Origin of the sequence: Actinoplanes sp. NPDC051861, assembly GCF_040681145.1 — a bacterium.
Taxonomy (GTDB): Bacteria; Actinomycetota; Actinomycetes; order Mycobacteriales; family Micromonosporaceae; genus Actinoplanes.
Map to the genome: position 1 here is coordinate 112,125 of NZ_JBFAYE010000002.1, position 25,010 is coordinate 137,134.

The window sequence follows — 25,010 nt, forward strand, 5'->3', positions numbered from 1 at the left end:
CAAATGACCGGAACAGCACAGAAGCGGCAGTGTTCACTGCACCGCCGGAAACGACCGCAACGCCGGAAAAGCCTGCGGCAACGGAAAAACCGGAAAAACCGGAAAAGTCTACAAAGGTGACTCCGGCGGTCACGCCCACCAAGGCGGCCAAGAACGCGCGGACCCAGATAAAGCAGAACGCCGTCGCGGTCAAGGCCGCTCCCGGCGAGAAGTACAAGGCTGTCGACACCGTCGTTGAACCGAGCGGTGACCAGCACGTCCGCTTCCACCGGACCTACCAGGACCTGCCCGTCCTCGGCGGCGACTTCGTCGTCCACTCGACCGCGGCCGGCCGGTTCACCGGCGCGACCGTGGCGCAGCAGCAGGAGATCGACGTCTCGACGACCGCGGAGATCAGCCGCGCGAGGGCCGTCGAGATCGCCGGCGGCGGCACCGCCCGCAAGGTGGTCGACGCCTTCGCCGGCAAGCCCGCGCTGGCCTGGGAGGTGACCGACGGCGATCACGTGGTGATCGTGGACGCGACCACCGGGACGATCCGGCGCGACTTCGACCTGGTGGACGCGGCCGAGTCGGGCACCGGGCACGGGCTGCACAACGGCGACGTGCCGTTGAGCACCACGAAACGGGACGACGGCAGCTACGCGCTGATCGACCCGGACCGTGGCGGCAACACCGTCCGCGACGCCCTGAACGAGGACAACTTCGCCAACCCGGCCAAGTTCGCCGAGTTCACCGACGCGGACAACGAGTGGGGCGACGGCGGCCGCGCCGACCGTGCCACCGACGCCGCGGACGTGCTCTACGGCATGGCGAAGACGTGGGACTACCTGCGGGAGACGTTCGGCCGTTCCGGGATCGCCGGCGACGGCAAGGGCATCACCGCGTACGTCCACAACGACCGCAACGAGGCCAACGCGTCCTGGGCCAACTCGTGCCAGTGCGTGCGGTTCGGTGACGGCAGCCCGGCGGGCAAGCCGTTCACCTCGCTCGACGTGGTCGGGCACGAGGTGGCGCACGGCCTGGACTACAAGACCGCGAACCTGCTCAACAGCGGCGAGTCCGGCGGCCTGAGCGAGTCCACCGCCGACATCTTCGGCACGCTCGTCGAGTTCTGGGCGAACAACCCGGCCGACAAGCCGGACTACCTGATCGGTGAGAAGACCGAGACCCGTGCCCCGGCCCTGCGCCGGATGGACGAGCCGAGCCTCGACGGCAAGTCGGCATCCTGCTGGTCGCCGACGGTCAAGAGCCTCGACGAGCACTACTCGTCCGGCATCAGCAACAAGTTCTTCTACACCCTGGCGGTGGGCAGCGGCGTCACCGAGTGGGGCGACAGCCCGCCGTGCGGGGACGCCGCACCGGTCACCGGCATCGGCAACGACCGGGCCGCGCAGATCTGGTACCGCGCGCTGACCCTGTACATGGTCTCGAACACCAACTTCTCGCTCGCCCGGGACGCCACGCTGCAGGCCGCGACCGACCTCTACGGCCCGGACAGCACCGAGCGCGCCGCGGTGAACGGCGCCTGGCTGGCGGTCGGCGTGGACGGCTCGGACCCGTCGTACGGCGTTCCGCAGATCGACCCGCTCGAGGAGGACTTCCTCAAGCCGCGTATCGGCGACGCCGTCAGTATCCAGGTCACCGCCAAGGACCCGCAGCGCCAGCAGGTGACGTTCAGCGCGACCGGCCTGCCGACGGGCGTGACGATCGACGCCTCCGGCCTGATCAGCGGTGCGCCCACGGACCGGAATCTCTACTCGAGTTCCGTCATCGCCACCGACCCGGACGGCAACAGCAGCAAGGTCGGGATCTTCTGGGTGGTCAAGGGCCCGCCGGTGGTGCTGTCGGCGCCCCCGGCCATGAACATGCAGATCGGCCTGGGCTCCGGCGGATTCGGCAACTTCCGGGCGTACATCACTGACTACATGGACTATCTGGACGGAGCCGGCACCAAACTCACCTTCACCGCCCAGGACCTGCCGCCCGGCATCGACCTGGGAACTCCGGACCGTAAATCAGACGGTAGGTACGAGATCCCCATCTGGGGTGTCCCGGGGAGCCCCGGCTCGGGAACCACCGTCCTGACGGCGACCGACGTCGACGGCGAATCGGTGACGGTCTCGATCCCGTGGCAGATCCTGCCGGCGAACGCGCCGCGCGCCGCCGCCACCCTCACCGTGACCGGGGGCTCCGGCACCGCGACGGTGGAGTGGACCAAGGAGCCCTACACGAACGGGGACATCGAGGTCAGCGGCTGGAAGGTTCGGGTGTCGCCGGGTGCCGAGACGACGGTCGAGGCCCGGACGCTCTCCCACCAGTTGACCGGGCTGGACGCGCGTAAGACGTACACGATCGGGGTGCGGCCGACCACCAAGAACGGTGACGGGCCGGAGAAGACGGTCACGATCACCCCGACCGGCCTTCCGCTCTACGTCTCGCCGGGCGCGGTGACCTGGGGCAAGCCGGTCACGCTCAGCGGCCGGGTCATGCGCGGCGGGACCACCACGATCGCCGGGGCGGTCGCGACGCTGGAGCAGCGGCCGGCCGGGCGGAGCACCTGGAGCCGGGTCGCGACGGTGAAGACCGACGCGAAGGGCGTGTGGCGCACGACGGTCAAGCCCGCGCTCAGCACGGCCTACCGGGTGACCTACACGGGTTCGTCCGGGATGTGGCCGGCCACCTCGGCGGCGCCGGTGGCGTGGGTGCGCCACGCGGTCTCGATCAAGGCGAGCACGACGAAGCCCAAGGCCAACAAGAAGATCAAGATTTCGGGTACGGCGAAACCGGCGCGCAAGGGCGTGAAGGTGACCCTGCAGCGCAAGTCCGGTTCGCGCTGGGTGACGATCACGAGCACCAAGACGGCCGCGAGCGGGGCGTACTCGTTCTCGCGGTCCTTCAAGCGCGGCACCTGGACACTGCGGGTGGTCGTGGCCGGCAACACCTACAACGCGACCGCCACCAGCACCTCGGTCAAGTTGAAGGTCAAGTGACGTCAGCGGCCGGCGCCGGGTCCCCGGTGCCGGCCGCATCCGGCCGGCTCGGTGGCAGTCCGAACACGTCGGCGAGGCCGGTGACCTCGATCGCCTTGCGCACCGGCGGCGACGGGTCGGCCAGCGTGAGCGTGACGCCCGCGCTCGCCGCCGTGTTGCGTGCGCTGACCAGCGCACCCAGGGCGTACGAGTCGAGGAACGTGACGCCGCTGACGTCCACGCGCAGGAACTTGGCGGTGATGCCGCGTGCCGCGCCGGCCAGGCTGTCGCGGATCTCGTCGGCCCGGTCGAGGTCGAGCTCACCGGTGATCGTCGCGTGGACCACGGAGCCGTCCGGCTCCGTGCGGTAGGTGACTTCCACCATCATCGACATCCCCACGACGGTACCCGCCTCCATGATCCGCAAACCAGCGCGTGCCGCAGCGAACTGAACCCGAACCGCTCCTGTACCGGCCTGAGGTCGGACTCTTCCCCGCCGACATGTCTGGAGCTGAACCCGTCCAGAAACATTGAGGAGTTCCCCGATGGCCCAGGAAGCCACCACGACCGGCACCGGCCCGCTGCGGCGGCTGCTGGGCAACCGGCGGGTCAGCACGAAGATCATGACGGCGGTGGGAGTCATCGCGGTGTTCAGCGTCGGCGACGGGCTCTACGCCCTGAACAGCCTGGGCGCGACGAACGACCAGGTGAAGTCGGCGTACGTGATGAACCACGAGCTGAACACCATCGGCAACCTGCGCAGCGCGGTGAACCGGGTCTGGCTGGGCGTCGACGACTACCAGCTGGCCACCACCGACAAGCAGCGGGCGACCGCCGAGGAGGCGATCCGCACGGCGCAGGCGCAGGTCACCGAGAACGCCGAGGCGTACCGGGCGTTCCCGATCAGCGACGCCGCGCGTACCTCTGTGGCGTCTTTTGCCACCGACTGGGCGCACTTCAGCGACCTCGTCGAGAGCGATCTGCTGCCCCTTGCCGCAGCCGGCAGGACCGCCCAGCTCGCCGCGCTGCGCGAGGGTGACCTCGCCGCCACGAAGAAGGCGGTACGCGCCGACCTCAGCACCCTCGCCGAGGAGACCGTCAAGGCCGGCTCCGAGCAGCAGGTGGTGGCGCAGAACCGGTACGACAGCACCCGCGTCTGGGTGATCGGCATGCTCGCGGCGTGTACGGTCCTCGGCCTTCTGCTGGCCGCCGCCATCGCCCGCATGATCGTGCGGCCGCTGTCGCGCAACGTCGAGGCTCTGGGCCGCATCGCGGACGGCGACCTGACCGCGCGGGTCCGCGTGGACAGCACCGACGAGGTCGGCCGGATGTCCGAGGCCCTCAACACGACAGCGGAGGCGATGTCCACGATGGTCGGCCGGATCACCGACAGCTCGACGCTGCTCGCCTCCGCCTCCGAGGAGATGTCCGCCGTGGCGTCGCAGCTGTCCGCGTCCGCCGAGGAGACCTCGGCGCAGGTCGGCACCGTTTCGGACTCGGCCGGGCAGGTGTCGACGAGCGTGCTGACGGTCTCCGCCGGAGCCGACGAGATGGGCGTCTCGATCCGGGAGATCGCCACCAACGCGAACGAGGCCGCCGGTGTCGCGGCGGACGCCGCACGTGCCGCCGCGTCGACCAACGCGAGCGTGGCGCGGCTCGGTGAGGCGTCGAACCAGATCGGCACGGTCGTCGCGCTGATCACCTCGATCGCCGAGCAGACCAACCTGCTCGCCCTGAACGCCACGATCGAGGCCGCCCGCGCCGGTGAGCAGGGCAAGGGCTTCGCTGTCGTGGCCTCCGAGGTCAAGGATCTGGCGCAGGAGACGGCCCGGGCAACGGGTGAGATCACCGCGCAGGTGGCGGCGATCCAGGCGGAGAGCTCGGCGGCGGTGGTGGCGATCCAGGAGATCGGCCAGGTCATCGCGACGATCAACGACTACACGACGACGATCGCGGCGGCGGTCGAGGAGCAGACCGCGACCACGGCGGAGATCTCCCGCAGCGTGAGCCAGGCGGCGGAGGGCTCGTCCAGCATCGCCGAGACGATCGCCGGGGTGGCCGAGGCGTCCCGCCAGGTCACCGACGGTGCGACCGAGACGCAGCAGACCGCGGCCGAACTGGCCCGGACCGCCGCCGAGCTCCAGCAGACGGTCTCGGCGTACCGGATCTGAGCGGGGCCGCAGAATAGGGCCGTGACGGTGCGCGTGATGGTGGTCGACGACCATCCGATGTGGCGGGACGGGGTGTCCCGGGACCTGACCGAGGCCGGTTACTCGGTCACCGCCACGACCGGCGAGGGCGCTCAGGCACTGCGGGTCGCCGCGGCAGCCCGGCCCGACGTGGTCGTCCTCGACCTGCAGCTGCCGGACCTGTCCGGGGTCGAGGTGATCCGCGGCCTGCTGAGCGCGGTGCCGTCAGTGAAGATCTTGATGCTCTCCGCCAGTGGGGAGCAGCGGGACGTGCTGGACGCGGTGAAGGCCGGCGCGACCGGTTATCTGGTGAAATCGGCCGGGCGGCAGGAGTTCCTCGACGCGGTACGCCGAACCGCGTCGGGCGAACCGGTCTTCACGGCCGGGCTGGCCGGGCTGGTGCTCGGGGAACACCGGCGCCTGGACACCGGCCTGACACCCCGGGAGATCGAGGTCCTCCGGCTGGTTGCCAAGGGCCTCACCTACAAGCAGGTGGCCGAGCGCCTGACGATCTCGCTGCGCACGGTCCAGAACCACGTCCAGAACACCCTGCACAAGCTCCAGTTCCACAACCGGTCCGAACTGGTCAGGTACGCCATCGAGAACGGTCTCGAATCTGAGTAGTACTACTCAGGCCCGGCGCTTCCCGCATCCGCGATGATCGTCGATATGAACACACGGGGATGGACGGCGCTCGCCGGTCTGGGCGGCTGTCTGCTGATCGCGATGGTGAAGTCCTCACACGGGGGAGGATTCTCACCGATGCTCGGCGTGATGGGGCCGGACGCGTACTACGGTCCGAACCCGATCACACCGCTGGCGCCTCTGGCGGTGACCGTGCTGGCGCTGTGCCTGGTGCGCTGGTGGCCGTACCTGCTGGCGGCGGGAGGCGTGCTGTGCCTGCCGATCGTCTGGCCGGTGCTCCGCCCGGACGCCTGGGCGATCGAGATGGGGTACGCGTAACCGTCCGCGACAACGGCACCGGGTTCGACCCCGGCCGTCTCGACGAGGCCGCCCGTGAGGGACGGCTCGGTGTCGCGCAGTCGATGCGCGGCCGGATCAGCGACCTCGGCGGCGACACCACCGTGCACAGCCGCCCCGGCGACGGCACCGAGATCGAGTTCTGGTTGCCGCGCCGCTGAGGTCCTATGCGCGCCCGCGACGGCGGGTGGCGAGGACGGCACCCGTTCCGAGCAGCAGCAGCAGGAGGCCGGCCAGGCCGATCGGCAGCGCGCCGGGACCGGTGATCGGGAGAGTGGGGTCGTCGCCCGGGCCCGTGGTGGCGCTCGGTGACGGCGAAGCGGTGCCCGGCTTGGCCGTGAACTCCAGCGGGACCTCGACCTCGTCGTTGGCCGGGTTCGTGTCACCCGCGTACTGGAAGAGCGAGACCCGCACGGCCTGCTGCAGATCCGTGACGGTGTCCTCCGCGCTGGTGGGCAGCACGTGCTCGAGGCGGATCTCCTCGTCCGGCCGCAGCTCCCGGGCCAGGTCGCAGATCATCATGCCGGGGTCGGCGAAGCACTCCTGCGCGTCGGTGCCGAGCACGTCGCCACCGCGGTACCAATGCGAGTCGAACGACTCCTGCAGCGCGAAGTGCTGCACCACGCCCGGCCCGTGGTTGCGCACGACCAGGGTGTACTTGACCGGCTGCCCGAGCGTGATCTTGCCGGTCGGCGGGATCGCGGTGACGCCGAGATCCGCCCGGTGCACGACCTCGGTGTCGACGCTCTGGGTGTTGTTGGCCGGGGTGGCCTCGGTGTCCGCGGAGGACGCGACCGCGGTGAGCCGCCGCTGGTCACCGAGGGCGATGTCGGCGGCGAAGCGCACCGTGACATGCCAGACGAACGCGTCGAGCGTCTCGTCCTTCTTCTCGGCGGCGCAGGTCACCGTGGAGCCGGCGGCCGTGCAGGGACCGCCCTCCCCGGGTGTGGCCGACTCGAAGGCGACACCGGCCGGCAGCGTGAGCACCGCACGGATCGTGGTCAGGTCGGCGGGCGGCTCGGCGAGGCCGACGTGCATCCGGAACTCACCGGTGCCGCCGGCCATCACCTGACTGGGGCCGGACAGATTGATCGAGAGGTCGGCCGGGGGCGCCGCCGCCTGTGCCGGAGCGGCGAGCCCGACTATCAAGGCAATGAAAGTCATCAATGCGGCGGCGGTGCCCCGGATCGTCATGGAGGCGCAATTTACCAGCCGTCCATGTGCTGTCGACCCCGTCTTCAGAGTCCGTAGCGGCTCTTCAGATGACGCCAGAAGTCGCGCAACATCCACTTGTCGAACTCGGTGATCTGGGTGGCGCTGCCGGCCTTCATGATGAAGCCCCGGCCCGGCGTCGGATCCCAGTCGTAGAAGTCGTCCAGCCCGTACGTGTGCCCGATCTCATGCAACAGGATGTGGACGTTCTCCGCGCTCAGGTTGCTCATGTAGTACTCCGAGCCGATCCGCTGGCCCCAGTCGCCGCCCGCGCCGCCCTGGAATCCCGCGGTGAGCCAGAGCGACTGGTCGTAATGGTGCGCGGCGCCGCCCGGGCAGCCCGAGTAGTTGCCGTCCTGATGGAAGAAGCGCCCGCACGGTTCACCGCACTGCGGCGCGTTCTCGCGGATGTTGTTGACATAGACGTCGACGGAGGCGTCGGTCCATTCCAGCTGTGCCCGGTCGCGCACCGCCCAGCCGACCACCTTGACCGGCACCTGCCGGTACGGCCAGCCGTTCCAGCCCTGCCCGTTGTCGAGCATCTGGTCCATCCACTTCTGGTACTGCCGTTGCAGCGTGGCGTGCACGGCGTCGCGCTGAGCCGCGGTGACGTGGGCCGTCGAGTCCCACCGCACGCAGTAGTTCACGGTGCCGCTGTTGGCGACGAGTTGGTCCCAGCCGTAGTTCCTGAACCCGTACAGATTGCTGTAGGTCTCCTCCTGATGCGCCCACACCCGGTCCAGCGGCCCGGCCAGATCGGACGGAGGACTCCACGGGTCGGTGGTCGGGGCCGGCGAGGACGGCGAAGCCGACGGGGTGGCGGCTGTTCCGTTACAGGTGGTGCCGTTGAGCGCGAAGGACGCGGGGCTCGGGTTGGCGCCGCTCCAGGTGCCGGTGAACCCCACGTTCACCGAGGCGCTCGGCGCCAGCGTCCCGTTCCAGCCGGCGTTCGTCGCGGTGACCGTGGCACCGGACTGGCTCCAGCCGGCGTTCCAGCCCTGGGTGACCTTCTGGTTCGCGTCGGGGAACGCGAACGTCAGGGTCCAGCCGTTGATCGGGTCGCCGAGATTCGTGACCGTGATCGAGCCCTGGAACCCGGTGGACCACTGGTTGGTCACCGAGTACTCGACACGGCAACCGGTCGCCGCGTACGCGGACTGCAGGACGGCCACTGTGGAGAAGGCGGCCATCAGGCAGGCGCCGATCCACACCAAGCGTCGTTTCATGGGGAACTCTCCGGGGATGGGGGAAGGCTTGTACCCCTCTAGTGGCCCCGAGGTTCCAAAAGGTTGCCCGGCTTAATTCGTTTTGCGTTTCCTGTGGACGGTCCGCACCGATGCTTGCCGAACAGAAACGAACAATACTGCGGCTCTGGCCACCGGCTGACTGCCTTTTCGTTACCTGAACGAGAATTGATCGTCATTGGGTGTGCTTACGCTCCGGCGGATCAACTTCGTCCGGAGGACACTCTTAGATGCCTCAAACCATACCGAATGCGGACGTCGCTGCGCGCAATCCGCACGGTCGACGTCCACAATGGTTGTCGTTCCTTTCCCGGCCGGCGCAGTTTCGTGCCCTGAGCGCCGCCGTTCTGGCCACCGCGCTCGGCCTGAGCTTCACCGGCCCGGTCGCCGCGGCCGAGGTCGCCGCCGACACGCCGTTCCTCAGTGAGATCCACTACGACAACGCCGGCGCCGACAGCGGCGAGTCGATCGAGGTGCAGGCGCCCGCCGGCTTCGACCTGACCGGCTGGAAGGTCGTCCTCTACAACGGCAACGGTGGCGCCGCCTACAACACGTCGACCCTGAGCGGCCTCGTTCCGGCCGCCGGCGTCGTGGTCGTGACCTACCCGGTCGACGGCATCCAGAACGGCGCCCCCGACGGCGTCGCGCTGGTGCGTGCCGACGGGTCGCTGGCCGAGTTCCTCAGCTACGAGGGCGTCTTCCCCGCGAGCGGGGGAGCGGCTGACGGGCAGACCAGCGTCGACATCGGCGTCTCCGAGCTCGGCACCACGCCGGTCGGCCAGTCGCTGCAGAAGATCGACGGCACCTGGACCGGCCCGGCCGCGAGCAGCTTCGGCACGGTCAACAAGACCGAGCCCGAGGAGCCCGAGGAGCCGGAGGAGCCCGGCACCGGCTGCGACACCGCGGTCACCCACACGATCGCGCAGGTGCAGGGCACCGGCGCGGCGACCGGCCTGGCCGGCGCCACCGTGACCGTCGAGGGTGTCGTCACCGCCGACCACCGCACCGGTGGCTACAACGGCGTGTACATCCAGACCGCCGGAAGCGGCGGGGACCGTCCGGTCGCGGCCGGCACCGCGTCCGACGGCATCTTCGTCTACCTGACGTCGAACGCCGCGAACCACCCGTCGGTGGCCGTCGGTGACGTGGTCCGGGTGACCGGCACGGTGAGCGAGTTCAACGCGCTGACCCAGATCACCATCGGCGCCAAGACCGACGTGCAGGTGTGCGCGAGCAACACGACGCTGCCCACCCCGGTCGCGCTGGCCCTGCCTCTGGACGAGTCCGCCCGCGAGTCCGCCGAGGGCATGCTGGTCGCACCGGCCGGCACCTACACGATTTCGGACGTCTACAACACCAACCGGTACGGGGAGATCATCCTCGCCGCCGGCGGTGACCCGGCCCACATCCCGACCGATGTGGCCCGTCCCGGCAGCGCCGAGGCGCTGGCGATCAAGGCGGCCAACAAGAACGGCCGGATCCTGCTCGACGACGGCCGGACCACGAACCTCGCCACGGCCGGCATCGCGCCGCCGTACTTCTCCAAGGACGACCCGATCCGGGTCGGCGACACCGTGGAGAAGTTCGGCTCGTCGGTGCTCAGCTACGGATTCAGCGAGTGGCGCCTGCAGCCGGCCACCCCGGTCGCGTTCGACACCCCGGCGGCGTCGCGGACCACGTTCACGGACACCAACCCGCGGACCGCGGCACCGGTGAACGTCGGTGGCGACATCCGGGTGGCCAGCTTCAACGTGCTGAACTACTTCGTCCACTTCGGTGAGCCGGCGCGCGGCGCGGCCGACGCGGCGGCGCTCGCCAAGCAGCAGGAGAAGATCGTCTCGGCGATCACCGCCCTGGACGCCGACGTGATCGCCCTCATGGAGATCGAGAACTCGGTCCGCTTCGAGGCCAACGACCCGCAGCTGGCGCTGAAGACCCTGGTCGGTGCGCTGAACGCGGCCGACGGCGCGGGCACCTGGGACTACGTCCGCTCGCCCGCCGAGCTTCCCGGCGCCGAGCAGCAGGACTACATCACCAGCGCGATCATCTTCAAGCCGGGCTCGGTCACCCCGAAGGGCGCCTCGAAGTCGATCAACGACGAGACGGTGTGGGCCAACGCCCGCGAGCCGATCGCGCAGACCTTCACGGCCGGCACGATCGACTTCACCGTGGTCGCCAACCACTTCAAGTCGAAGAGCGCCTCGGTCACGCCGACCGGTGACAACGTGGACACCGGCGACGGGCAGGGCCCGTACAACGGCGACCGGGTCCGTCAGGCGGGGTCGCTGGCGACCTTCGTCGAGGGCCTCGGCACCGACAAGGTCATCCTGCTGGGCGACTTCAACGCGTACGGCCAGGAGGACCCGCTGAAGGTCCTGTACGACAAGGGCTACAGCGACGCGCACGCGGAGGGCAAGTCCTCGTACGTGTTCGGCGGCGAGTCCGGCTCGCTGGACCACGCGCTGGTCACCGGCGAGTTCGGCAAGCGCATCACCGGTGTCGACATCTGGAACATCAACTCGGTCGAGTCGTTCGCGTACGAGTACGACGGCTACGCGCCGTTCTACGACGGCGGGCCGTACCGTGCCAGCGACCACGACCCGGTCGTCGTCGGCCTGGAGACCGGGCTGACCGCTCCGGTCGACCTGCAGCTGCTCAGCATCAACGACTTCCACGGCCGGCTCGAGTCGCCGTCCACCGTCAACCAGCAGGCCGTCGGTGGCGCCGCTCAGCTCGTCGGGCTGGTCGACCAGCTGCGGGCCGCCAACCCGAACACCGCGTGGATCTCGAACGGTGACAACATCGGCGCCTCCACGTTCATCTCGGCGATCGACGGCGACAACCCGACGATCGACGCCCTGAACGAGGGTGGCCTGGCCGTCTCCTCGGTCGGCAACCACGAGTTCGACAAGGGCCTGGCCGACCTGCTGGGCCGCGTCGAGGACCGGGCCGACTTCCCGTACCTCGGGGCGAACGTCTACAAGGACGGCCAGCGGGTCCTGCCCGGCTACTCGGTGCAGAACCTGGGCGGCGTCCGGGTCGGCTACATCGGCGTGGTGACCGAGCAGACCAAGTCCCTGGTCAGCCCGGACGGCATCGTCGGCGTCGAGTTCCGCAACCCGGTCACCGAGGCGAACACCCTCGCCGAGCAGCTCTCCGACGGCAACGAGGCCAACGGCGAGGCCGACGTGCTGGTGCTGCTCGCCCACGAGGGTGCCGCTTCCGCGAACATCGGCTCGGCCGCGGCGCTGCAGGCGGACCCGGTCTTCGGCGACTTCACCCGGGTGAGCGCCGAGATCGATGCCATCTTCAGCGGGCACACCCACATGCCGTACGCCTTCCAGGTCCCGGTGCCCGGCACCGACAAGACCCGTCCGGTCATCCAGGCCGAGGACTACGGCGAAAAGCTCGGCAAGGCGGTTCTCACGTACGACCCCGCCACCGGCGAGGTCACCGCGTCCACCGCCGAGCTGATCACGGTGACCGGCTACCCGTCGAACACCGCGGTGGCCGACATCGTGGCCGCCGCCAAGACGAACGCCACCGAGCTCGGCAAGCGGGAGCTCGGCAAGATCACCGGTGACATCCTGCGGGCGTACAACGGGACTGTCGAGAACCGGGGCGCCGAGTCGGTGCTGGGCAACTTCATCGCCGACGTCCAGCTCGACCAGACCGCGGCCGCCGGTCGTGGTGGCGCGCAGATCGCGTTCATGAACCCGGGCGGTCTGCGGGCCGACCTCAAGTACGGCACCGACGGCACGGTCACCTACTCGGCGGCCTTCGCCGTGCAGCCGTTCTCCAACGACGTCGTGACGCGGACCCTCACCGGCGAGCAGATCAAGGCGGCGCTGGAGGAGCAGTGGCAGCCGGACGGCGCCTCGCGGCCGTACCTGCACCTGGGTGTCTCGAAGGGGTTCACCTACTCCTTCGACGCGAGCAAGCCGCGCAACCAGCGGATCATCGCCTCGTCGATCAAGCTGAACGGCGTCACGATCGACCCCAAGGGCAAGTACCGGGTGACGACCAACTCGTTCCTGGCCTCGGGCGGCGACAACTTCCCGTCGCTGGTCAGCACGGACAACGTGGTCACCACCGGTGACAACGACCTCACCATGCTGGTCAACTACTTCGCCGGGAACTCGCCGATCACCGCGGACCCCAAGCCGCGGGCCACGGCCGGTGTCGCCGACAGCACCGCTCCCACCGGCACGTACGCGCTGAACGCGTCCGGCCTGTGGACCGGCCAGTCGGTGACGCTGACCGAGACGGCTCTCTCCGACGACGTCAGCACGACAGCCAAGATCACCCGCGTGATCAACTGGGGTGACGGCAGCGCGCCGCAGACCCTGGCAGCCGGCACCACCACCGCGACCCACCAGTACGCGGCGGCCGGCAGCTACCAGGTCGCGGTCACGCTGACCGACGAGGCCGGCAACAGCGGTGCGGCCACGTTCAGCGGCGCGTCCAAGGTGACGGTCTCGGCCCAGACGGGCCGGTACAGCCTGGACAGGTCGGCGATCTGGCTCGGCCAGACCAGCACGCTGCGGCTGAGCGGGGTCACCGGCGCGACGAAGCTCGTGATCGCCTGGGGCGACGGCACCAGCACGACGACGTCGCCGAACACCACCTCGGTCACGCGCAAGTTCGCCAAGGCCGGCTCGTTCACGGTCAAGGTGACGCCGTACAACGCGGTGGGTGCCGGCCAGACGGTGACCGCCGGGACCGTGAAGGTCGTCAAGGACGTCTTCAAGCCCGGCGTGAGCCTGACCGTGCCGAAGTACCCGGCCAAGGCCTCGTCCTGGTCGAAGCTGACCGGTAAGGCGGCGGACACCGGCCTGGGCGTCTCCCAGGTGCGGGTGAAGCTGGTCGAGAAGCGGTCCGGCAAGTGGTACTACTACAACGGCCGGACCTGGGTGAAGGCGAGCTCGCTGAGCTCGGCCAACGCCAAGGCCAAGGTGATCGCGGTCGTGCCGAACGCCAAGGGCGTCTGGACCGTCGGCGTGAAGGGCGTCAAGAAGGGCACCCTGCGGATCACGTACCTGGCTGTGGACAAGGCCGGCAACAAGTCGGCCGTCCGCGTCTACACCAGGAGCATCACCAAGTAGCAACGGCTTGATCGGAGGGCCCCCGCCTCGTCGAGGTGGGGGCCCTCTTCCGTCAGGCCGCGACCGGCAGGTCCGCCCTCTCCTCGGTGATCGCCGGGGAGGAGGTGGTCAGCCGTGAGCCCTCGACGTCCACATCGGGCAGGATCCGGTCCAGCCACGCCGGCAGCCACCAGGCGGACCTGCCGAGCAGCGACAGGACGGCCGGGACGATGGTCATCCGAACCAGGAACGCGTCGACCGCGACACCGAAGGCCAGGGCGAAGCCGAGGCTCTTGATGATGGTGTCGTCGGCCAGGATGAAGCCGGCGAAGACGCTCATCATGATCAGGGCGGCGGCGGTGACGACGCGGGCGCCGTGCTTCATGCCGCTGAGGATCGCGTCGTCGGGTGCGGCGCCGTGCACGTACTCCTCACGAGTGCGCGTGACGAGGAAGACCTCGTAGTCCATGGCCAGCCCGAACAGGATCCCGATCAGGAAGATCGGCATGACGCTGACGATCGGGCCGGTGGACTCCAGCCCGATCAGCCCGGCGAGATGGCCGTTCTGGAAGACCGTGACCAGGGCGCCGAACGCCGCGCCCACCGACAGCAGGAATCCGGCAGTCGCCTTGACCGGCACCAGGATGCTCCGGAACACCAGCATGAGCAGCACAAAGGCAAGACCGACCACAATGCAGAGGTACGGGATGAGCGCGCCGGTCAGCTTCTCCGAGATGTCGATGTTGACGGCCGTGGTGCCGGTGACCGAGAGGCCGGGCAGGTTCGCGTCCCGGATGGCGTGTACCAGGTCCTTGGTCGCCTCACTCGTGGGCGCTGAGGCCGGGACGACGGTCAGCATCGCGGTGTCACCGGCCGGGTTGACCGTGGGCGGGGTGACCATGACGACATCGTCGAGGGCGGCGATGGCCCGCTGCGCCTGCTCGGCGACGGCGACGTTCTCCAGCACCACGACGAGGGGCCCGTTGAACCCGGCGCCGAATCCGCTCGCGAGCTGGTCGTACGCCTTGCGCTGGGTGGAGTCGGCCGCGGCGGTGCTGTCGTCGGGCAGCGCGAGACGCAGGTCGAACACGGGCACCGCGACGGCGGCGATCAGCCCGAGCGAGACGATCAGGGCGATCCACCGGTGCCGCAGCACGCCGCGGCCCCAGCGCTCGCCGAACGGCGTGGCGGTCCGGGCCGGCCGGCGCCGGCGGGGGAGGATCCGGCGGCCCGCGAAGCCCAGCACCGCCGGCACCAGGCTCAGCGTGATCACGACCGCCATGGCGACGGTCGCCGCGGCGGCCAGGCCCATCGCGGTCAGGAACGGGATGCCGGTGACCGACAGGGCGGCCAGGGCGATGACCACGGTCAGTCCGGCGAACACCACCGCGGAACCGGCGGTTCCGGCCGCGCGGCCCGCGGCCTCCTCGCCGTCGTGGCCCTCGGCCAGCTCGTGGCGGTACCGGGAGACCACGAACAGCGCGTAGTCGATGCCCACCGCCAGCCCCAGCATGGTGGCGAGGGCGGAGGTGGACGACGACAGGTCGAAGAAGCCGGTCGCGATCTGGATGCCCAGCATCCCGACGCCGACCCCGGCCATCGCGGTGAGCAGCGGCAGTCCGGCGGCGACCAGCGAGCCGAACGTCATCAGAAGGACGAACGCGGCGACGACGATGCCGATCGCCTCGGCGGAGTGGCTCTCCTCGGCGGTGACGGTGACCTCGCCGGAGAACTCGACGGCGACCCCGGCGCTGCGGGCGGCGGCCATCATGGCCTCGCGGTCGGCGATGCTCACGTCGGCGGCGGGCACCGAGTAGGTGACGGTGGCGTACGCGGTCCGCTGGTCCTGCGAGATCGTTTTCGCCTCGAACGGGTCCGCGACGCCGGCCACGCGCGGGGCCGACCGCAGGGCCGCGACCGCCTTCTCGACGGTCTCCCTGTTCAGCGCGGAATCGGCGGTGAAGACCACCCTGGCCTGCGCGGCGTCCGAGGTCCCGCCGAACCTCTCGGCGAGGACGTCCAGAGCGCGCGACGACTCGGTGCCCGGGATGGAGAAGGCGTTGCTGGTCGGCCCGGACAGCGTCGCCGCACCGATCCCGAACAGTGCCAGCACCGTGACCCAGACGGCCAGGGTCCACCGGCGGCGCCGGAACGAGAATCGGCCGAGCCGGTACAGCAGGGTTGCCACGGGTGTTCCTCCAGGACTTCAAACGGTGCCGATCCGATTGATCGGCTGTCCGGTCCTGGAGATGAGCGCTGGTTACAGCCTGGTGCGTGCCCTTCGCATCCGCACGACGGCGGCGACGGCCGTGACGGTCGCCCAGGCGGCGACCACAGCGGACGCGATCCACCACTGAACCGCGGCCAGAACAACGGCGGTGATCATAATCACAGCCGCGATGATGAACAGCGGGAGTGCGGGGCGATGCGTCGTCGACACGCTGAAGTTCCCGCCGCCCATGCGGGCGCAGAAGTCGGGATCCTCCCGCTGGAGCTGGCGTTCGAGCTGTGCCAGTCGCCGGGTGTCCTCTTTGCTGAGCATTCGCTACCCTCCGGTCCGCCGCGCCGGTGAAGCCTGGATCGAGCGAGAGCGATCTCGATCACAGCTCATTGTTACCTCTGAGTTGCCTTTGTGATACGCCTGCGTGTGCCGAATTTTTCGCCCGTTCTTTTCCTCAGGTGGCGAGGGCGGCTGAGCTTCCGCAACGGATACAACGGACGAAGCGGCATCCGGTGACTTCGGATGCCGCTTCGCGAGGCGCCGGCTCAGGTGCGTGCGCGGAAGACCCAGACGCGCAGCAGCAGGAAGCGTGTGGCGGTCGCCACAAGGTTGGCGAGCACCAGAACGACCAATTCGGCTACACGTGGTGGTTGTGCGGTCACCATGTGCAGCAGGGTCAGTGATCCGCTGGTCAGTGCGAGTCCGATGCCGAACACCACGAGGCCCTGTGCCTGATGGCGCCAGGCGCCGCCGGTTCCGCGTACACCGAAGGTGACCCGGCGGTTGACGGCTGTGTTGGCCACCGCGGTGACGAGCAGCGCGACCAGGTTGGCCCACTGTGGGCCGATCCCGGTGCGCAACAGCGCGTAGAGCAGCAGGTAGGCGAGCGTGCTGGCGATGCCGACGCCGGCGAAACGGATCAGCTGACCGGTCAGCCCGGCCGGCTTCCGCCCGGCTTGCTCACGCAGTGTGGCTAGTGGAATACGTCCTGTGCTCAAGCCGCGCATCACCCGGGCGATCCCCCTGAGGTCGGCGATCGCCGTCGTCATGATGTCGACCCGGCTGTCCGGATCGTCCACCCAGTCCACCGGCACCTCGTGGATGCGCAGCCCGGCCCGTTGCGCCAGGACCAGCATCTCGGTGTCGAAGAACCAGCCGGTGTCCTCCACCATCGGCAGCAGCCGCGCGGCCACGTCCGACCGGATCGCCTTGAACCCGCACTGGGCGTCGGAGAACCGGGCCGCCAGCGTGCCGCGCAGGAGCAGGTTGTAGCCGCGCGAGATGAACTCCCGCTTCGGGCCGCGTACCACCCGTGAGCCGCGGGCCAGCCGGGAGCCGATCGCGAGGTCCGAGTGCCCCGAGATCAACGGTGCGACCAGTGGCAGCAGCGCGCCCAGGTCGGTCGCGAGGTCGACGTCCATGTAGGCGAGGACGGCCGCGTCGGACCGCGTCCAGACGTGCTTGAGCGCGCGTCCCCGGCCCTTCTCGGTCAGGTGCGCCGACTCGACCTCGGCGTACCGGCCGGCCAGCATCCGGGCGACGCTCGCGGTGGTGTCGGTGCTGGCGTTGTCGGCGATGGTGATCCGGAACGGGTAGGGGAGGTTCGCTGTGAGGTAGGCGTGCAGCCGGTGCACGCAGGACTCGAGGCCCGCCTCCTCGTTGTGGACCGGGATCACCACGTCGAGCACCGGCGCGAGGACGCGGGGCGCGCCGGCCTCCTGCGAGGGCAGTGCGGAGAGGCTCATGCGGTGCCACCGGTAGGAGCGGTCAGGTCGTAGACGGTGGTGTTGCCGACGGTCTTCGCGGTGAAGGTGGCGGCGACCCACTCGCTGATCTGGGTGCTGTAGTCGCTGCCGCCGTTGCCGCCGCCGCGGCTGAACCCGCCGCCGCCGATGAAGTAGTGGATCTTTCCGTCCGCGACGTACTGCTTGAACTGTTCGAGGGTGGGTGACGGGTCGGTGCCGTTGAAGCCGCCGATCGCCATGACCGGCTTCTCGGTGGCCAGCTGGTAACCGGAGGCGCTCTGCGAGCCGATCGCCGCTGCGACCCAGGTGTAGTTGTCCGCGTCCTGTTCGAGCAGGGCCTTCATCTCGTCGCTGACCTCGGCGGCGTTGAGCAGGCCACCCATGCCGCCACCGCCGGTCCGGCCACCGCGGCCCCGGCCGTCGCCGCCGTTTTGCCCATTTCCGCCGGGGGCGCCCGGGAACCCGCCCTGAGTTCCGCCGCCGGGCGCACCGCCGCCGGGCGCACCGCCACCCGGTGCACCGCCACCCGGTCCGCCACCGCCGGGGAACCCGCCGCCGCCCGGGAAGCCGCCACCGCGGTTGAATCCACCCCCGCCGCCGGGACCACCACCGAACCCGCCGGACACCGTCGGGCCCGCGGACGGGATGGAACCGGTGTGCGGTTGGGATGCCGTCTGTACCGCGTACGCTGCCGGTCCTGCCAGAACCGCACCCAGCGCGACCGCCGCAGCGACCGTGGCCAACCGCCTGGCCAGGCGGAACGTCGCGACCAGCGCGACCGCCGCGACCAGGCCGGCCACCAGCACCGGAAGGCGCAGCCAGGGCAGGAAATCGGCGCTGCGGCCCAGCAGAACCCACGACCACCACGCGGTGACCGCGACCGCCGCGGCGAGGGTGAGCGACGCGAAGATGTTGGAGCGGTGCTTCCAGAGCAGGGCGGTGCCCATGGCGACTACCGCGCCGACCGCCGGTGCGAGGGCGACCGTGTAGTACGCGTGGAAGATGCCCTGCATGAGGCTGAACACCAACCCGGTGATCAGCAGCCAGCCGCCCCACAGGATCAGCCCGGCGCGCTGCAGGTCGGTCCGTGCCCGCCGTGCCGTGATCACCAGACCGGCGACCAGCAGTATCAACGCCGCCGGCAGCAGCCAGGAGATCTGACCGCCCTGGGCGCTCTCGAAGAGCCTGGTGAGGCCCGCTTCGCCCCAGCGGCCGCCGTTGTTCCCGCCGCCGACGCTGCCGGTCTCCTCGCCGTTGAGCCGGCCGAGGCCGTTGTAGCCGAGGGTCAGCTCGAGCAGGCTGTTGTTCTGCGAGCCGCCGATGTACGGGCGGGCCGAGGCCGGCACGAGTTCGACGATTGCGATGTACCAGCCGGCCGAGACCACCAGGGCGCCCAGCGCGAGCAGCAGTTGCCAGATGCGTTTGCCCAGCCTGGGTGGCCCGGCGATCAGGTACGCGAGCCCGAACGCCGGCACCACCAGCAGCGCCTGCAGCATCTTGGCGAGGAACGCGAACCCGACGAACGCACCGGCCAGCACGATCCACTTGGTGGCGCCGGTCTCGACGGCCCGCAGGGTCGCCCAGGCGCCCGCCACCATGAGCAGGACCAGCAGCGCGTCCGGGTTGTTGAAGCGGAACATCAGCACCGCGACCGGGGTGAGCGCGGAGATCGCCCCGGCGAGCAGGCCGGCGGCGGGGCCGAAGCCGCGCCGGACGGTGGCGTAGAGCAGGCCGGCGGTGGCGACGCCGAGCAGCGCCTGGGGCACCAGGAGGCTCCACGAGCTGAGCCCGAAGATCCGAACCGACAGCGCCATGATCCAGAGCGATGCGGGCGTCTTGTCGACGGTGATCGCGTTCGCCGCGTCGGAGGAGCCGTAGAAGAACGCCTTCCAGCTCTCCGAGCCGGCCTGGACGGCGGCCGAGTAGAACGCGTTGGCCCAGCCGGACTCGCCCAGTCCCCAGATGTACAGGACGGCGGTCGCGGTCAGCAGCGCGAACAGGGAGGGTCGGATCCAGGGGGCGTCCGAGCGGCCGAGGAGATATCGGGCGGCACCGGTGCGCTCACGGGGCGGAGCGGGCGCCGCCGGAACTTCAGCGGCGTCCGCCGCCGGGACTTCAGCGGCGTCCGCCGCCGGCGTCAGCAGGGTCATGCATTGAACGATCGGGGGATGGTCTGTCGTGTCCTTGTGGCCTTGCTGAGCGGTCCCTGTGAAACCAGGGACCGCTCGTCTCTGCCAAGATCAAGCAGTGCGGCGTTTCGCGGACGCGGTCGCCAGGCGCTCCAGCACGCTCACCGTCGCGTCCCAGCCCATGCAGGCGTCGGTGACCGACTGGCCGTACGTCAGCTCGCCACCCAGGTTCTGCCGTCCCGGCTGCAGGAAGCTCTCCAGCATCACGCCGCTGATCCCGCGCTGGCCGGCCTCCATCTGCTGGGCCACGTCCTCGGCCACGATCGGCTGCCGGTTGTGGTCCTTGTTGCTGTTGCCGTGCGAGCAGTCGATGACCAGCCGCTCCTTCTCGCCGGCGGTGCGCAGCAGGGCCAGCGACGCCTCGACGTCGGCCGCGCTGTAGTTCGGCTTGCCGCCGCCACCGCGCAGCACCAGGTGGCAGTCCGGGTTGCCGGCGGTGTGCAGGATCGCCGGGGTGCCGGAGTAGTCGATGCCCGGGAAGACGTGCGGTACCGCGGCGGCCTGGATCGCGTCAACGGCCGTGGAGACGCTGCCGTCCGGGCGGTTCTTCATGCCGATCGGCATCGACAGGCCGGAGGCGAGCTGGCGGTGCACCTGCGACTCGACGGTCCGGGCGCCGATCGCACCCCAGGCCACGGTGTCCGCGATGTACTGCGGGGTGATCGGGTCGAGGAACTCGACGGCCACCGGCAGACCCCGGCCGACCACCTCGAGCAGCAGCTTGCGGGCGATCCGCAGGCCGGTGCCGACGTCGCCGGTGCCGTCCAGGCCCGGGTCCATGATCAGGCCCTTCCAGCCGACCGTGGAGCGCGGCTTCTCGAAGTACACCCGCATCACGATCAGCAGGTCGTCGCTGAGGCGCTCGGCCTCCTTCTCCAGCCGGGAGGCGTACTCACCGGCGGCGGCCGGGTCGTGCACCGAACACGGCCCGACGACCGTGATCAGCCGCTGATCTCGGCCGTTCAGCACGTCCTCGACCTGCTTTCGACCGGCCAGCACGGTGTCGTGGAGCTCGCTGGTCAGCGGCAACTCGTGGTGCAGCAGCGCCGGGCTCATCAGCGGCACGACCTTCTCGATGCGCTGGTCGCGGACGCGCTGTACCTCGGGTGCGGTCATGGTGGTCTCACTCCTTCGCCGGCGCCCGTGGGCGAGAGCCGGCTTGCTCGTCGCAAACAAAAAGGCAGCGACGTCGTCGCTGCCTCAGCCGGCTCTGGCGGGGTGTCTCAGGTCATGCGGTCATGGCCGAGGCACCGGCGCGAGCCGGCCTCGTAAACCAATAAAACGACCACGTCTGGGACACGCCCGACAGCATAGCCGGATCACCGCACCGGATGTAGCTCTTGCGGCCTATGTTCAGCTGTTGGGACGACCGGAGGCGGTCCGAGCGGGAGCATCACGGTGAACACCGTCTGGCCGGGGCGGCTCTGCACACCCACCTTGCCGCCGTGCGAGGTCACCACCGCGTGCACGATCGAGAGCCCGAGTCCGGTGCTGCCGGCCGCGCGCGAGCGCGAGCTGTCACCGCGGGCGAACCGCTCGAAGATCCGGGGGACGAGTTCCTCCGGGATGCCCGGCCCGTTGTCGATCACCTGGAGCACGGCCGCGTTCGGCACCGAGCCGACCTTGACCGTCACGGTCGAGCCCTCCGGCGTGTGCGTGCGCGCGTTGGCCAGCAGGTTCGCCAGCACCTGGTGCAGCCGCGAGCCGTCGCCGATCACCGAGACCGGCTCCTCCGGGAGGTCGAGCTGCCAGTAGTGGCGCGGGCCGGCGGCGTGCGCGTCGCTGGTCGCGTCGACGGCCAGCATGGTCAGGTCGACCGGGTCCTGCGCGAGCGGCCGGCCGGCGTCCAGGCGGGCGAGCAGCAGCAGGTCCTCGACCAGCGCGGTCATCCGTTTCGCCTCGGACTCGACCCGGGTCAGCACGTGCGAGATCTCGTCCGGGATGACCTGGCGGCTGCGGCGGCTGAGCTCGGCGTACCCGCGGATCGCGGCGAGCGGGGTGCGCAGCTCGTGGCTGGCGTCGGCGACGAACTGGCGTACCTGCATCTCGCTGGCGTGCCGCGCCTCCAGGGCGTTGCCGACGTGGTCGAGCATGGCGTTCAGCGCGGCTCCCACCTGGCCGACCTCGGTGCGGGGGTCGGTGTCGGCGTCGGGCACCCGCTGCGCGAGGCGCACCTCGCCGCGGTCGAGCCTGAGCTCGGAGACGCGGGTCGCGGTCGCTGCCACGCGGTCCAGGGGCTTGAGCGTACGACGGACGATGAGCGCCCCTCCCCAGCCCGCGATGAGCAGCGAGCCGGCGATCACACAGCCGGTGAACCCGGCGACCGTGAGCAGCGTTGAGTTGACCTGGGCGAGGGAGAGCCCGACGTAGTAGACCGTCCCGTCCTTCTTGACGACCCTGGTCATCCGGTACGCCGGCAGATCGCTGCCCAGATCGACATCGACCTTGGCGCCGTCGGCCGGGACCTCGCTGAGCACGGTGGCCTTCTGCACGTCGGTGAGCTGGTCGACCTCCTCGCTGGCCTCGAGGAACCGCAGCACGCCGCCGTCGAGCGTGCCCTCGCCGGTCTGCTGCAGGACGATCGCGTCACCCGGGATGCCGCCGGGAAGCCCGTTGCTGTCGGGCTTGTCATGGGTCGTGGTGTACGGCTGGTCGGGTGAACCGAACGGCGGCGCGCGGAAGCCGATGCGCTTGGAGACGTCGTTGAGCTCGCTGTCGATCTGCCGGTGCAGCGATTGGTACAGATAGATCTCCGCGGTGCCGCCGACGACCAGGCCCAGCACCGACAGCAGCGCGATCATGATGGCGACCAGCCGGGTGCGCAGGGACCAGCCCGCCGGGCTGCGCCAGCGGGCGGGACGAGCTGGACGGGCGGCAGAGCTCACGTCAGTCGGCCGGCTTGAGCACGTAGCCGGCGCCGCGCATGGTGTGGATCATCGGCGCCCGGCCGGCGTCGATCTTCTTCCGCAGGTACGAGATGTACAGCTCGACGACGTTGGCCTGGCCGCCGAAGTCGTAGTTCCACACCCGGTCCAGGATCTGCGGCTTGCTCAGCACCCGGCGGGGGTTGCGCATCAGATAGCGCAGCAGTTCGAACTCGGTGGCGGTCAGCGTGACCAGGTCACCGCCGCGGCGCACCTCGTGCGAGTCCTCGTCGAGGGTCAGGTCACCGACGACGAGCTGCGACTCGGTCCGCATCGGGGCGTGCCCCATCCGCCGCATCAGGCCGCGCAGCCGGGCCACGACCTCCTCCAGGCTGAACGGCTTGGTGACGTAGTCGTCGCCGCCGGCGGTCAGCCCGGTGATCCGGTCCTCGACCGAGTCCTTGGCGGTGAGGAAGAGCACCGGGACCTCGGGCGACTCCCCGCGCAGCCGGCGCAGCACCTCGAGCCCGTCGATGTCGGGCAGCATCATGTCCAGGACGACGGCGTCCGGGCGGAACTCCCGGGCGGTCCGCACGGCCGTCATGCCGTCGCCCGCGCTGCGGACCTCCCAGCCCTCGTACCGCAGGGCCATCGAGAGCAGCTCGGCGAGGGTCGGCTCGTCGTCGACCACCAGCACCCGGACGGGGGTGCCGTCGGGGCGGCGGAGTTCGGTGCTGGAGTCTGCGTTCGCCATCGTCATGCCCCTACTGTGGTCGGCGACGCTCTGCGCCGGCTTTCCGTCTCCTGTGTACCAGCTGTGTCTCCCACAGGATTCGGCACAGCGGTGGCTGTGTCTGAGGCGTTTCCGGTGTGGCGAAGCGGATGAAACCGACAAAAGCCTCATGATGGACCTGTGTCTCTTCCTGAACTACCGGGCGGTGGGCCGAGCCCGATGCTGCTCGCCGCGATCGGCGGATACCTCCTGACCGGCGGCCTCGCACTCCTGCTGCTCCGACGCTGACGCCCGCAGCTTGATCGAGTGGAACACTCGCTGTTCCCCCGATGTTGTGCGAGCGTTGGAGGTCGGCGACGCGAGTGGGGAGCTGAACGTGGATCTTCTCGAGGAATACCGCAGGGCCACTTTCTTCTTCGAGTCCGGGGACCCGCTCGGCGCCGCGAAGCTGCTCGAGCCGATCGTCGAGGCCGAACCGCACAACACCGCGGTACGCCAGCTGCTGGCCCGTGCCTACTTCAACTCGGCCCAGCTGAACGGAGCGGAAGCCCAGCTCAGGGTGCTGATCGAACATGATCCCTCGGATCACTACGCGCACCATGTGCTCGGCCGGACCCTGGAGCGGGCCGGCCGTTTTCGTGAGGCCCTCCCGCACCTGCGACTGGCCGCCGCGATGAAGGAACAGCCCGACTACCAGGACGCCTTACGCCGCGTCGAGACCTGGCTCGGCAAGAACACCGCAGCGTAGGGTCTCGATCGTGAAGCTGAAGCTGGACCTGCACGACATCTTCAACAAGGGCACCGAGATCGACCGCGCCCTGCGCGGGATCATCGACGAGGCCATCCAGAAGAAGGCCTCTCTCGTCGAGATCATCCCGGGCAAGGGCAGCGGCGCCCTGAAGAAGAAGGTGATCCGCTTCCTCGACCAGAAAGAGATCAAGCAGCTCTACCACCGGGTCGAGAAGGACGGCGACAACTGGGGCCGCCTGTTCGTCCACTTCCGCCACGACGCCCCCACGGGACGCCGCGGCCGGGGTCGTTAGCGCACCACGCGATACCAGAGGCCGTTCGCTGAGGGCGCCTCACTGCTGCTGATCCGCGCGAGGGCGATATCGGTGCCGCCGGCGTGTTCGAAGACGCGGGTGCCGTCGCCGAGCAGGACCGGGGCGACGAAGACCAGGATCTCGTCGAGCAGGTCGGCGGCCAGCAGTTGGCGGGCCACCTCGGCGCCCAGGACGTTGACGTACTTCTCGCCGGCCGCCTCGCGTGCGGCGGCGAGACCCGCCCGCAGGTCGGTGACGAAGACGATCCCGGGCACCGGCTCCGCCGGCGGCTCGTGGGTGAGCACGAAGCTCGGACCGTGCCAGGCGCCCTCCATGGCGCCCTCTTTCTCGGTGCCGGCGTTCGGATCGTCGCCGCCGAACGTCCGCCGGCCGATCAGCATCGCGCCGATTCGGTCGACCAGCGCCTCGGCGGCGGGGTTCGGGCCGAGGCGGGGCGTCAGCCACGACATGTCGCCGCCGGGACCGGCGATGAAGCCGTCCAGCGACATGGTCACCGAATACAGGATCTTCGCCAT

Annotated in this window: 19 protein-coding genes; 8 read left to right on the forward strand and 11 right to left on the reverse strand. The window is 69.8% G+C overall.

Annotated elements, in window-relative coordinates:
• The first annotated feature begins 116 nt into the window (after positions 1 to 116).
• Positions 117 to 2,990 carry a M4 family metallopeptidase gene (locus AB0M02_RS07105; protein ID WP_364222947.1) on the forward strand — a complete coding sequence of 958 codons (2,874 nt, stop codon included), beginning with the start codon at positions 117 to 119 and terminating at the stop codon, positions 2,988 to 2,990.
• Here AB0M02_RS07105 and AB0M02_RS07110 read toward each other — a convergent pair.
• Positions 2,983 to 3,363, reverse strand: coding sequence for an STAS domain-containing protein (locus AB0M02_RS07110; protein WP_364222950.1), 381 nt, complete (start codon positions 3,361 to 3,363; stop codon positions 2,983 to 2,985). The genes AB0M02_RS07105 and AB0M02_RS07110 overlap by 8 nt on opposite strands.
• A 151-nt stretch (positions 3,364 to 3,514) precedes the next feature.
• Between AB0M02_RS07110 and AB0M02_RS07115 the strand changes: the two genes are divergently transcribed.
• The 4 genes from AB0M02_RS07115 to AB0M02_RS07130 are packed head-to-tail and all read left to right on the forward strand — an operon-like array spanning position 3,515 to position 6,300.
• Entirely contained in the window at positions 3,515 to 5,140 is a 1,626-nt protein-coding gene (locus AB0M02_RS07115) for a methyl-accepting chemotaxis protein (protein ID WP_364222952.1), read from the forward strand.
• Between the two features lie 36 nt (positions 5,141 to 5,176).
• On the forward strand, positions 5,177 to 5,782 hold the full coding sequence (locus AB0M02_RS07120) for a response regulator transcription factor (RefSeq protein WP_364224477.1): 606 nt from the start codon (positions 5,177 to 5,179) through the stop codon (positions 5,780 to 5,782).
• A 45-nt stretch (positions 5,783 to 5,827) separates the two neighbouring features.
• A complete protein-coding gene (locus tag AB0M02_RS07125) occupies positions 5,828 to 6,121 on the forward strand; it encodes a hypothetical protein (protein ID WP_364222955.1) in 294 nt (97 codons plus the stop codon).
• Positions 6,055 to 6,300, forward strand: a complete 246-nt coding sequence (locus AB0M02_RS07130; RefSeq protein ID WP_364222958.1) for an ATP-binding protein — start codon at positions 6,055 to 6,057, stop codon at positions 6,298 to 6,300. The genes AB0M02_RS07125 and AB0M02_RS07130 overlap by 67 nt, the downstream gene beginning before the upstream one ends.
• Positions 6,301 to 6,304: 4 nt before the next feature.
• Here the strand turns inward: AB0M02_RS07130 and AB0M02_RS07135 are convergent, their stop codons facing one another.
• Together AB0M02_RS07135 and AB0M02_RS07140 are read right to left on the reverse strand one after the other, a co-directional pair.
• The gene (locus tag AB0M02_RS07135) at positions 6,305 to 7,333 is read right to left on the reverse strand and encodes a hypothetical protein (protein ID WP_364222960.1); all 1,029 of its coding nucleotides are present in this window, start codon (positions 7,331 to 7,333) and stop codon (positions 6,305 to 6,307) included.
• Positions 7,334 to 7,377: 44 nt separating this feature from the next.
• Positions 7,378 to 8,577: a cellulose-binding domain-containing protein gene (locus AB0M02_RS07140; RefSeq protein WP_364222963.1), complete on the reverse strand. Its 1,200-nt coding sequence runs from the start codon at positions 8,575 to 8,577 to the stop codon at positions 7,378 to 7,380.
• A 314-nt stretch (positions 8,578 to 8,891) separates the two neighbouring features.
• On the opposite strand from AB0M02_RS07140, the gene AB0M02_RS07145 reads away from it, so the two are divergent.
• The gene (locus tag AB0M02_RS07145; protein WP_364222966.1) at positions 8,892 to 13,700 is read left to right on the forward strand and encodes an ExeM/NucH family extracellular endonuclease; all 4,809 of its coding nucleotides are present in this window, start codon (positions 8,892 to 8,894) and stop codon (positions 13,698 to 13,700) included.
• 52 nt (positions 13,701 to 13,752) lie between these two features.
• Here the strand turns inward: AB0M02_RS07145 and AB0M02_RS07150 are convergent, their stop codons facing one another.
• The 7 genes from AB0M02_RS07150 to AB0M02_RS07180 form a co-directional block, all read right to left on the reverse strand.
• Entirely contained in the window at positions 13,753 to 15,867 is a 2,115-nt protein-coding gene (locus tag AB0M02_RS07150; RefSeq protein ID WP_364222969.1) for an MMPL family transporter, read from the reverse strand.
• A gap of 72 nt (positions 15,868 to 15,939) precedes the next feature.
• Entirely contained in the window at positions 15,940 to 16,221 is a 282-nt protein-coding gene (locus tag AB0M02_RS07155; RefSeq protein ID WP_364222972.1) for a DUF3040 domain-containing protein, read from the reverse strand.
• A 224-nt stretch (positions 16,222 to 16,445) separates the two neighbouring features.
• Positions 16,446 to 17,645: a bifunctional glycosyltransferase family 2/GtrA family protein gene (locus tag AB0M02_RS07160; RefSeq protein WP_364222975.1), complete on the reverse strand. Its 1,200-nt coding sequence runs from the start codon at positions 17,643 to 17,645 to the stop codon at positions 16,446 to 16,448.
• Positions 17,642 to 19,795: a glycosyltransferase family 39 protein gene (locus AB0M02_RS07165; protein WP_364222978.1), complete on the reverse strand. Its 2,154-nt coding sequence runs from the start codon at positions 19,793 to 19,795 to the stop codon at positions 17,642 to 17,644. The genes AB0M02_RS07160 and AB0M02_RS07165 overlap by 4 nt, the downstream gene beginning before the upstream one ends.
• Before the next feature lie 90 nt (positions 19,796 to 19,885).
• Positions 19,886 to 20,950 (reverse strand): 3-deoxy-7-phosphoheptulonate synthase, encoded by a 1,065-nt coding sequence (locus AB0M02_RS07170; protein WP_364222981.1) that lies wholly within the window; start codon positions 20,948 to 20,950, stop codon positions 19,886 to 19,888.
• A 203-nt stretch (positions 20,951 to 21,153) separates the two neighbouring features.
• A complete protein-coding gene (locus AB0M02_RS07175; protein ID WP_364224479.1) occupies positions 21,154 to 22,635 on the reverse strand; it encodes a HAMP domain-containing sensor histidine kinase in 1,482 nt (493 codons plus the stop codon).
• An 85-nt stretch (positions 22,636 to 22,720) separates the two neighbouring features.
• Positions 22,721 to 23,458 (reverse strand): response regulator transcription factor, encoded by a 738-nt coding sequence (locus tag AB0M02_RS07180; protein ID WP_364222984.1) that lies wholly within the window; start codon positions 23,456 to 23,458, stop codon positions 22,721 to 22,723.
• Positions 23,459 to 23,807: 349 nt separating this feature from the next.
• On the opposite strand from AB0M02_RS07180, the gene AB0M02_RS07185 reads away from it, so the two are divergent.
• Together AB0M02_RS07185 and AB0M02_RS07190 are read left to right on the forward strand one after the other, a co-directional pair.
• Positions 23,808 to 24,179: a tetratricopeptide repeat protein gene (locus AB0M02_RS07185; protein WP_364222987.1), complete on the forward strand. Its 372-nt coding sequence runs from the start codon at positions 23,808 to 23,810 to the stop codon at positions 24,177 to 24,179.
• A gap of 10 nt (positions 24,180 to 24,189) precedes the next feature.
• The gene (locus tag AB0M02_RS07190) at positions 24,190 to 24,474 is read left to right on the forward strand and encodes a Smr/MutS family protein (protein WP_364222990.1); all 285 of its coding nucleotides are present in this window, start codon (positions 24,190 to 24,192) and stop codon (positions 24,472 to 24,474) included.
• On the opposite strand, the gene AB0M02_RS07195 is transcribed toward AB0M02_RS07190, so the two are convergent.
• Entirely contained in the window at positions 24,471 to 25,010 is a 540-nt protein-coding gene (locus AB0M02_RS07195; RefSeq protein ID WP_364222993.1) for a dihydrofolate reductase family protein, read from the reverse strand. The two genes, AB0M02_RS07190 and AB0M02_RS07195, sit on opposite strands and share 4 nt — an antisense overlap.

Coding starts and splice junctions, on each gene's coding strand:
- AB0M02_RS07125 (WP_364222955.1), top strand. CDS start 5,828: ATGAACACACGGGGATGGACGGCGCTCGCCGGTCTGGGCGGCTGTCTG.
- AB0M02_RS07110 (WP_364222950.1), bottom strand. CDS start 3,363: ATGTCGATGATGGTGGAAGTCACCTACCGCACGGAGCCGGACGGCTCC.
- AB0M02_RS07135 (WP_364222960.1), bottom strand. CDS start 7,333: ATGACGATCCGGGGCACCGCCGCCGCATTGATGACTTTCATTGCCTTG.
- AB0M02_RS07165 (WP_364222978.1), bottom strand. CDS start 19,795: ATGACCCTGCTGACGCCGGCGGCGGACGCCGCTGAAGTCCCGGCGGCG.
- AB0M02_RS07170 (WP_364222981.1), bottom strand. CDS start 20,950: ATGACCGCACCCGAGGTACAGCGCGTCCGCGACCAGCGCATCGAGAAG.
- AB0M02_RS07160 (WP_364222975.1), bottom strand. CDS start 17,645: ATGAGCCTCTCCGCACTGCCCTCGCAGGAGGCCGGCGCGCCCCGCGTC.
- AB0M02_RS07180 (WP_364222984.1), bottom strand. CDS start 23,458: ATGACGATGGCGAACGCAGACTCCAGCACCGAACTCCGCCGCCCCGAC.
- AB0M02_RS07140 (WP_364222963.1), bottom strand. CDS start 8,577: ATGAAACGACGCTTGGTGTGGATCGGCGCCTGCCTGATGGCCGCCTTC.
- AB0M02_RS07120 (WP_364224477.1), top strand. CDS start 5,177: ATGGTGGTCGACGACCATCCGATGTGGCGGGACGGGGTGTCCCGGGAC.
- AB0M02_RS07155 (WP_364222972.1), bottom strand. CDS start 16,221: ATGCTCAGCAAAGAGGACACCCGGCGACTGGCACAGCTCGAACGCCAG.
- AB0M02_RS07175 (WP_364224479.1), bottom strand. CDS start 22,635: ATGATCGCGCTGCTGTCGGTGCTGGGCCTGGTCGTCGGCGGCACCGCG.
- AB0M02_RS07195 (WP_364222993.1), bottom strand. CDS start 25,010: ATGGCGAAGATCCTGTATTCGGTGACCATGTCGCTGGACGGCTTCATC.
- AB0M02_RS07115 (WP_364222952.1), top strand. CDS start 3,515: ATGGCCCAGGAAGCCACCACGACCGGCACCGGCCCGCTGCGGCGGCTG.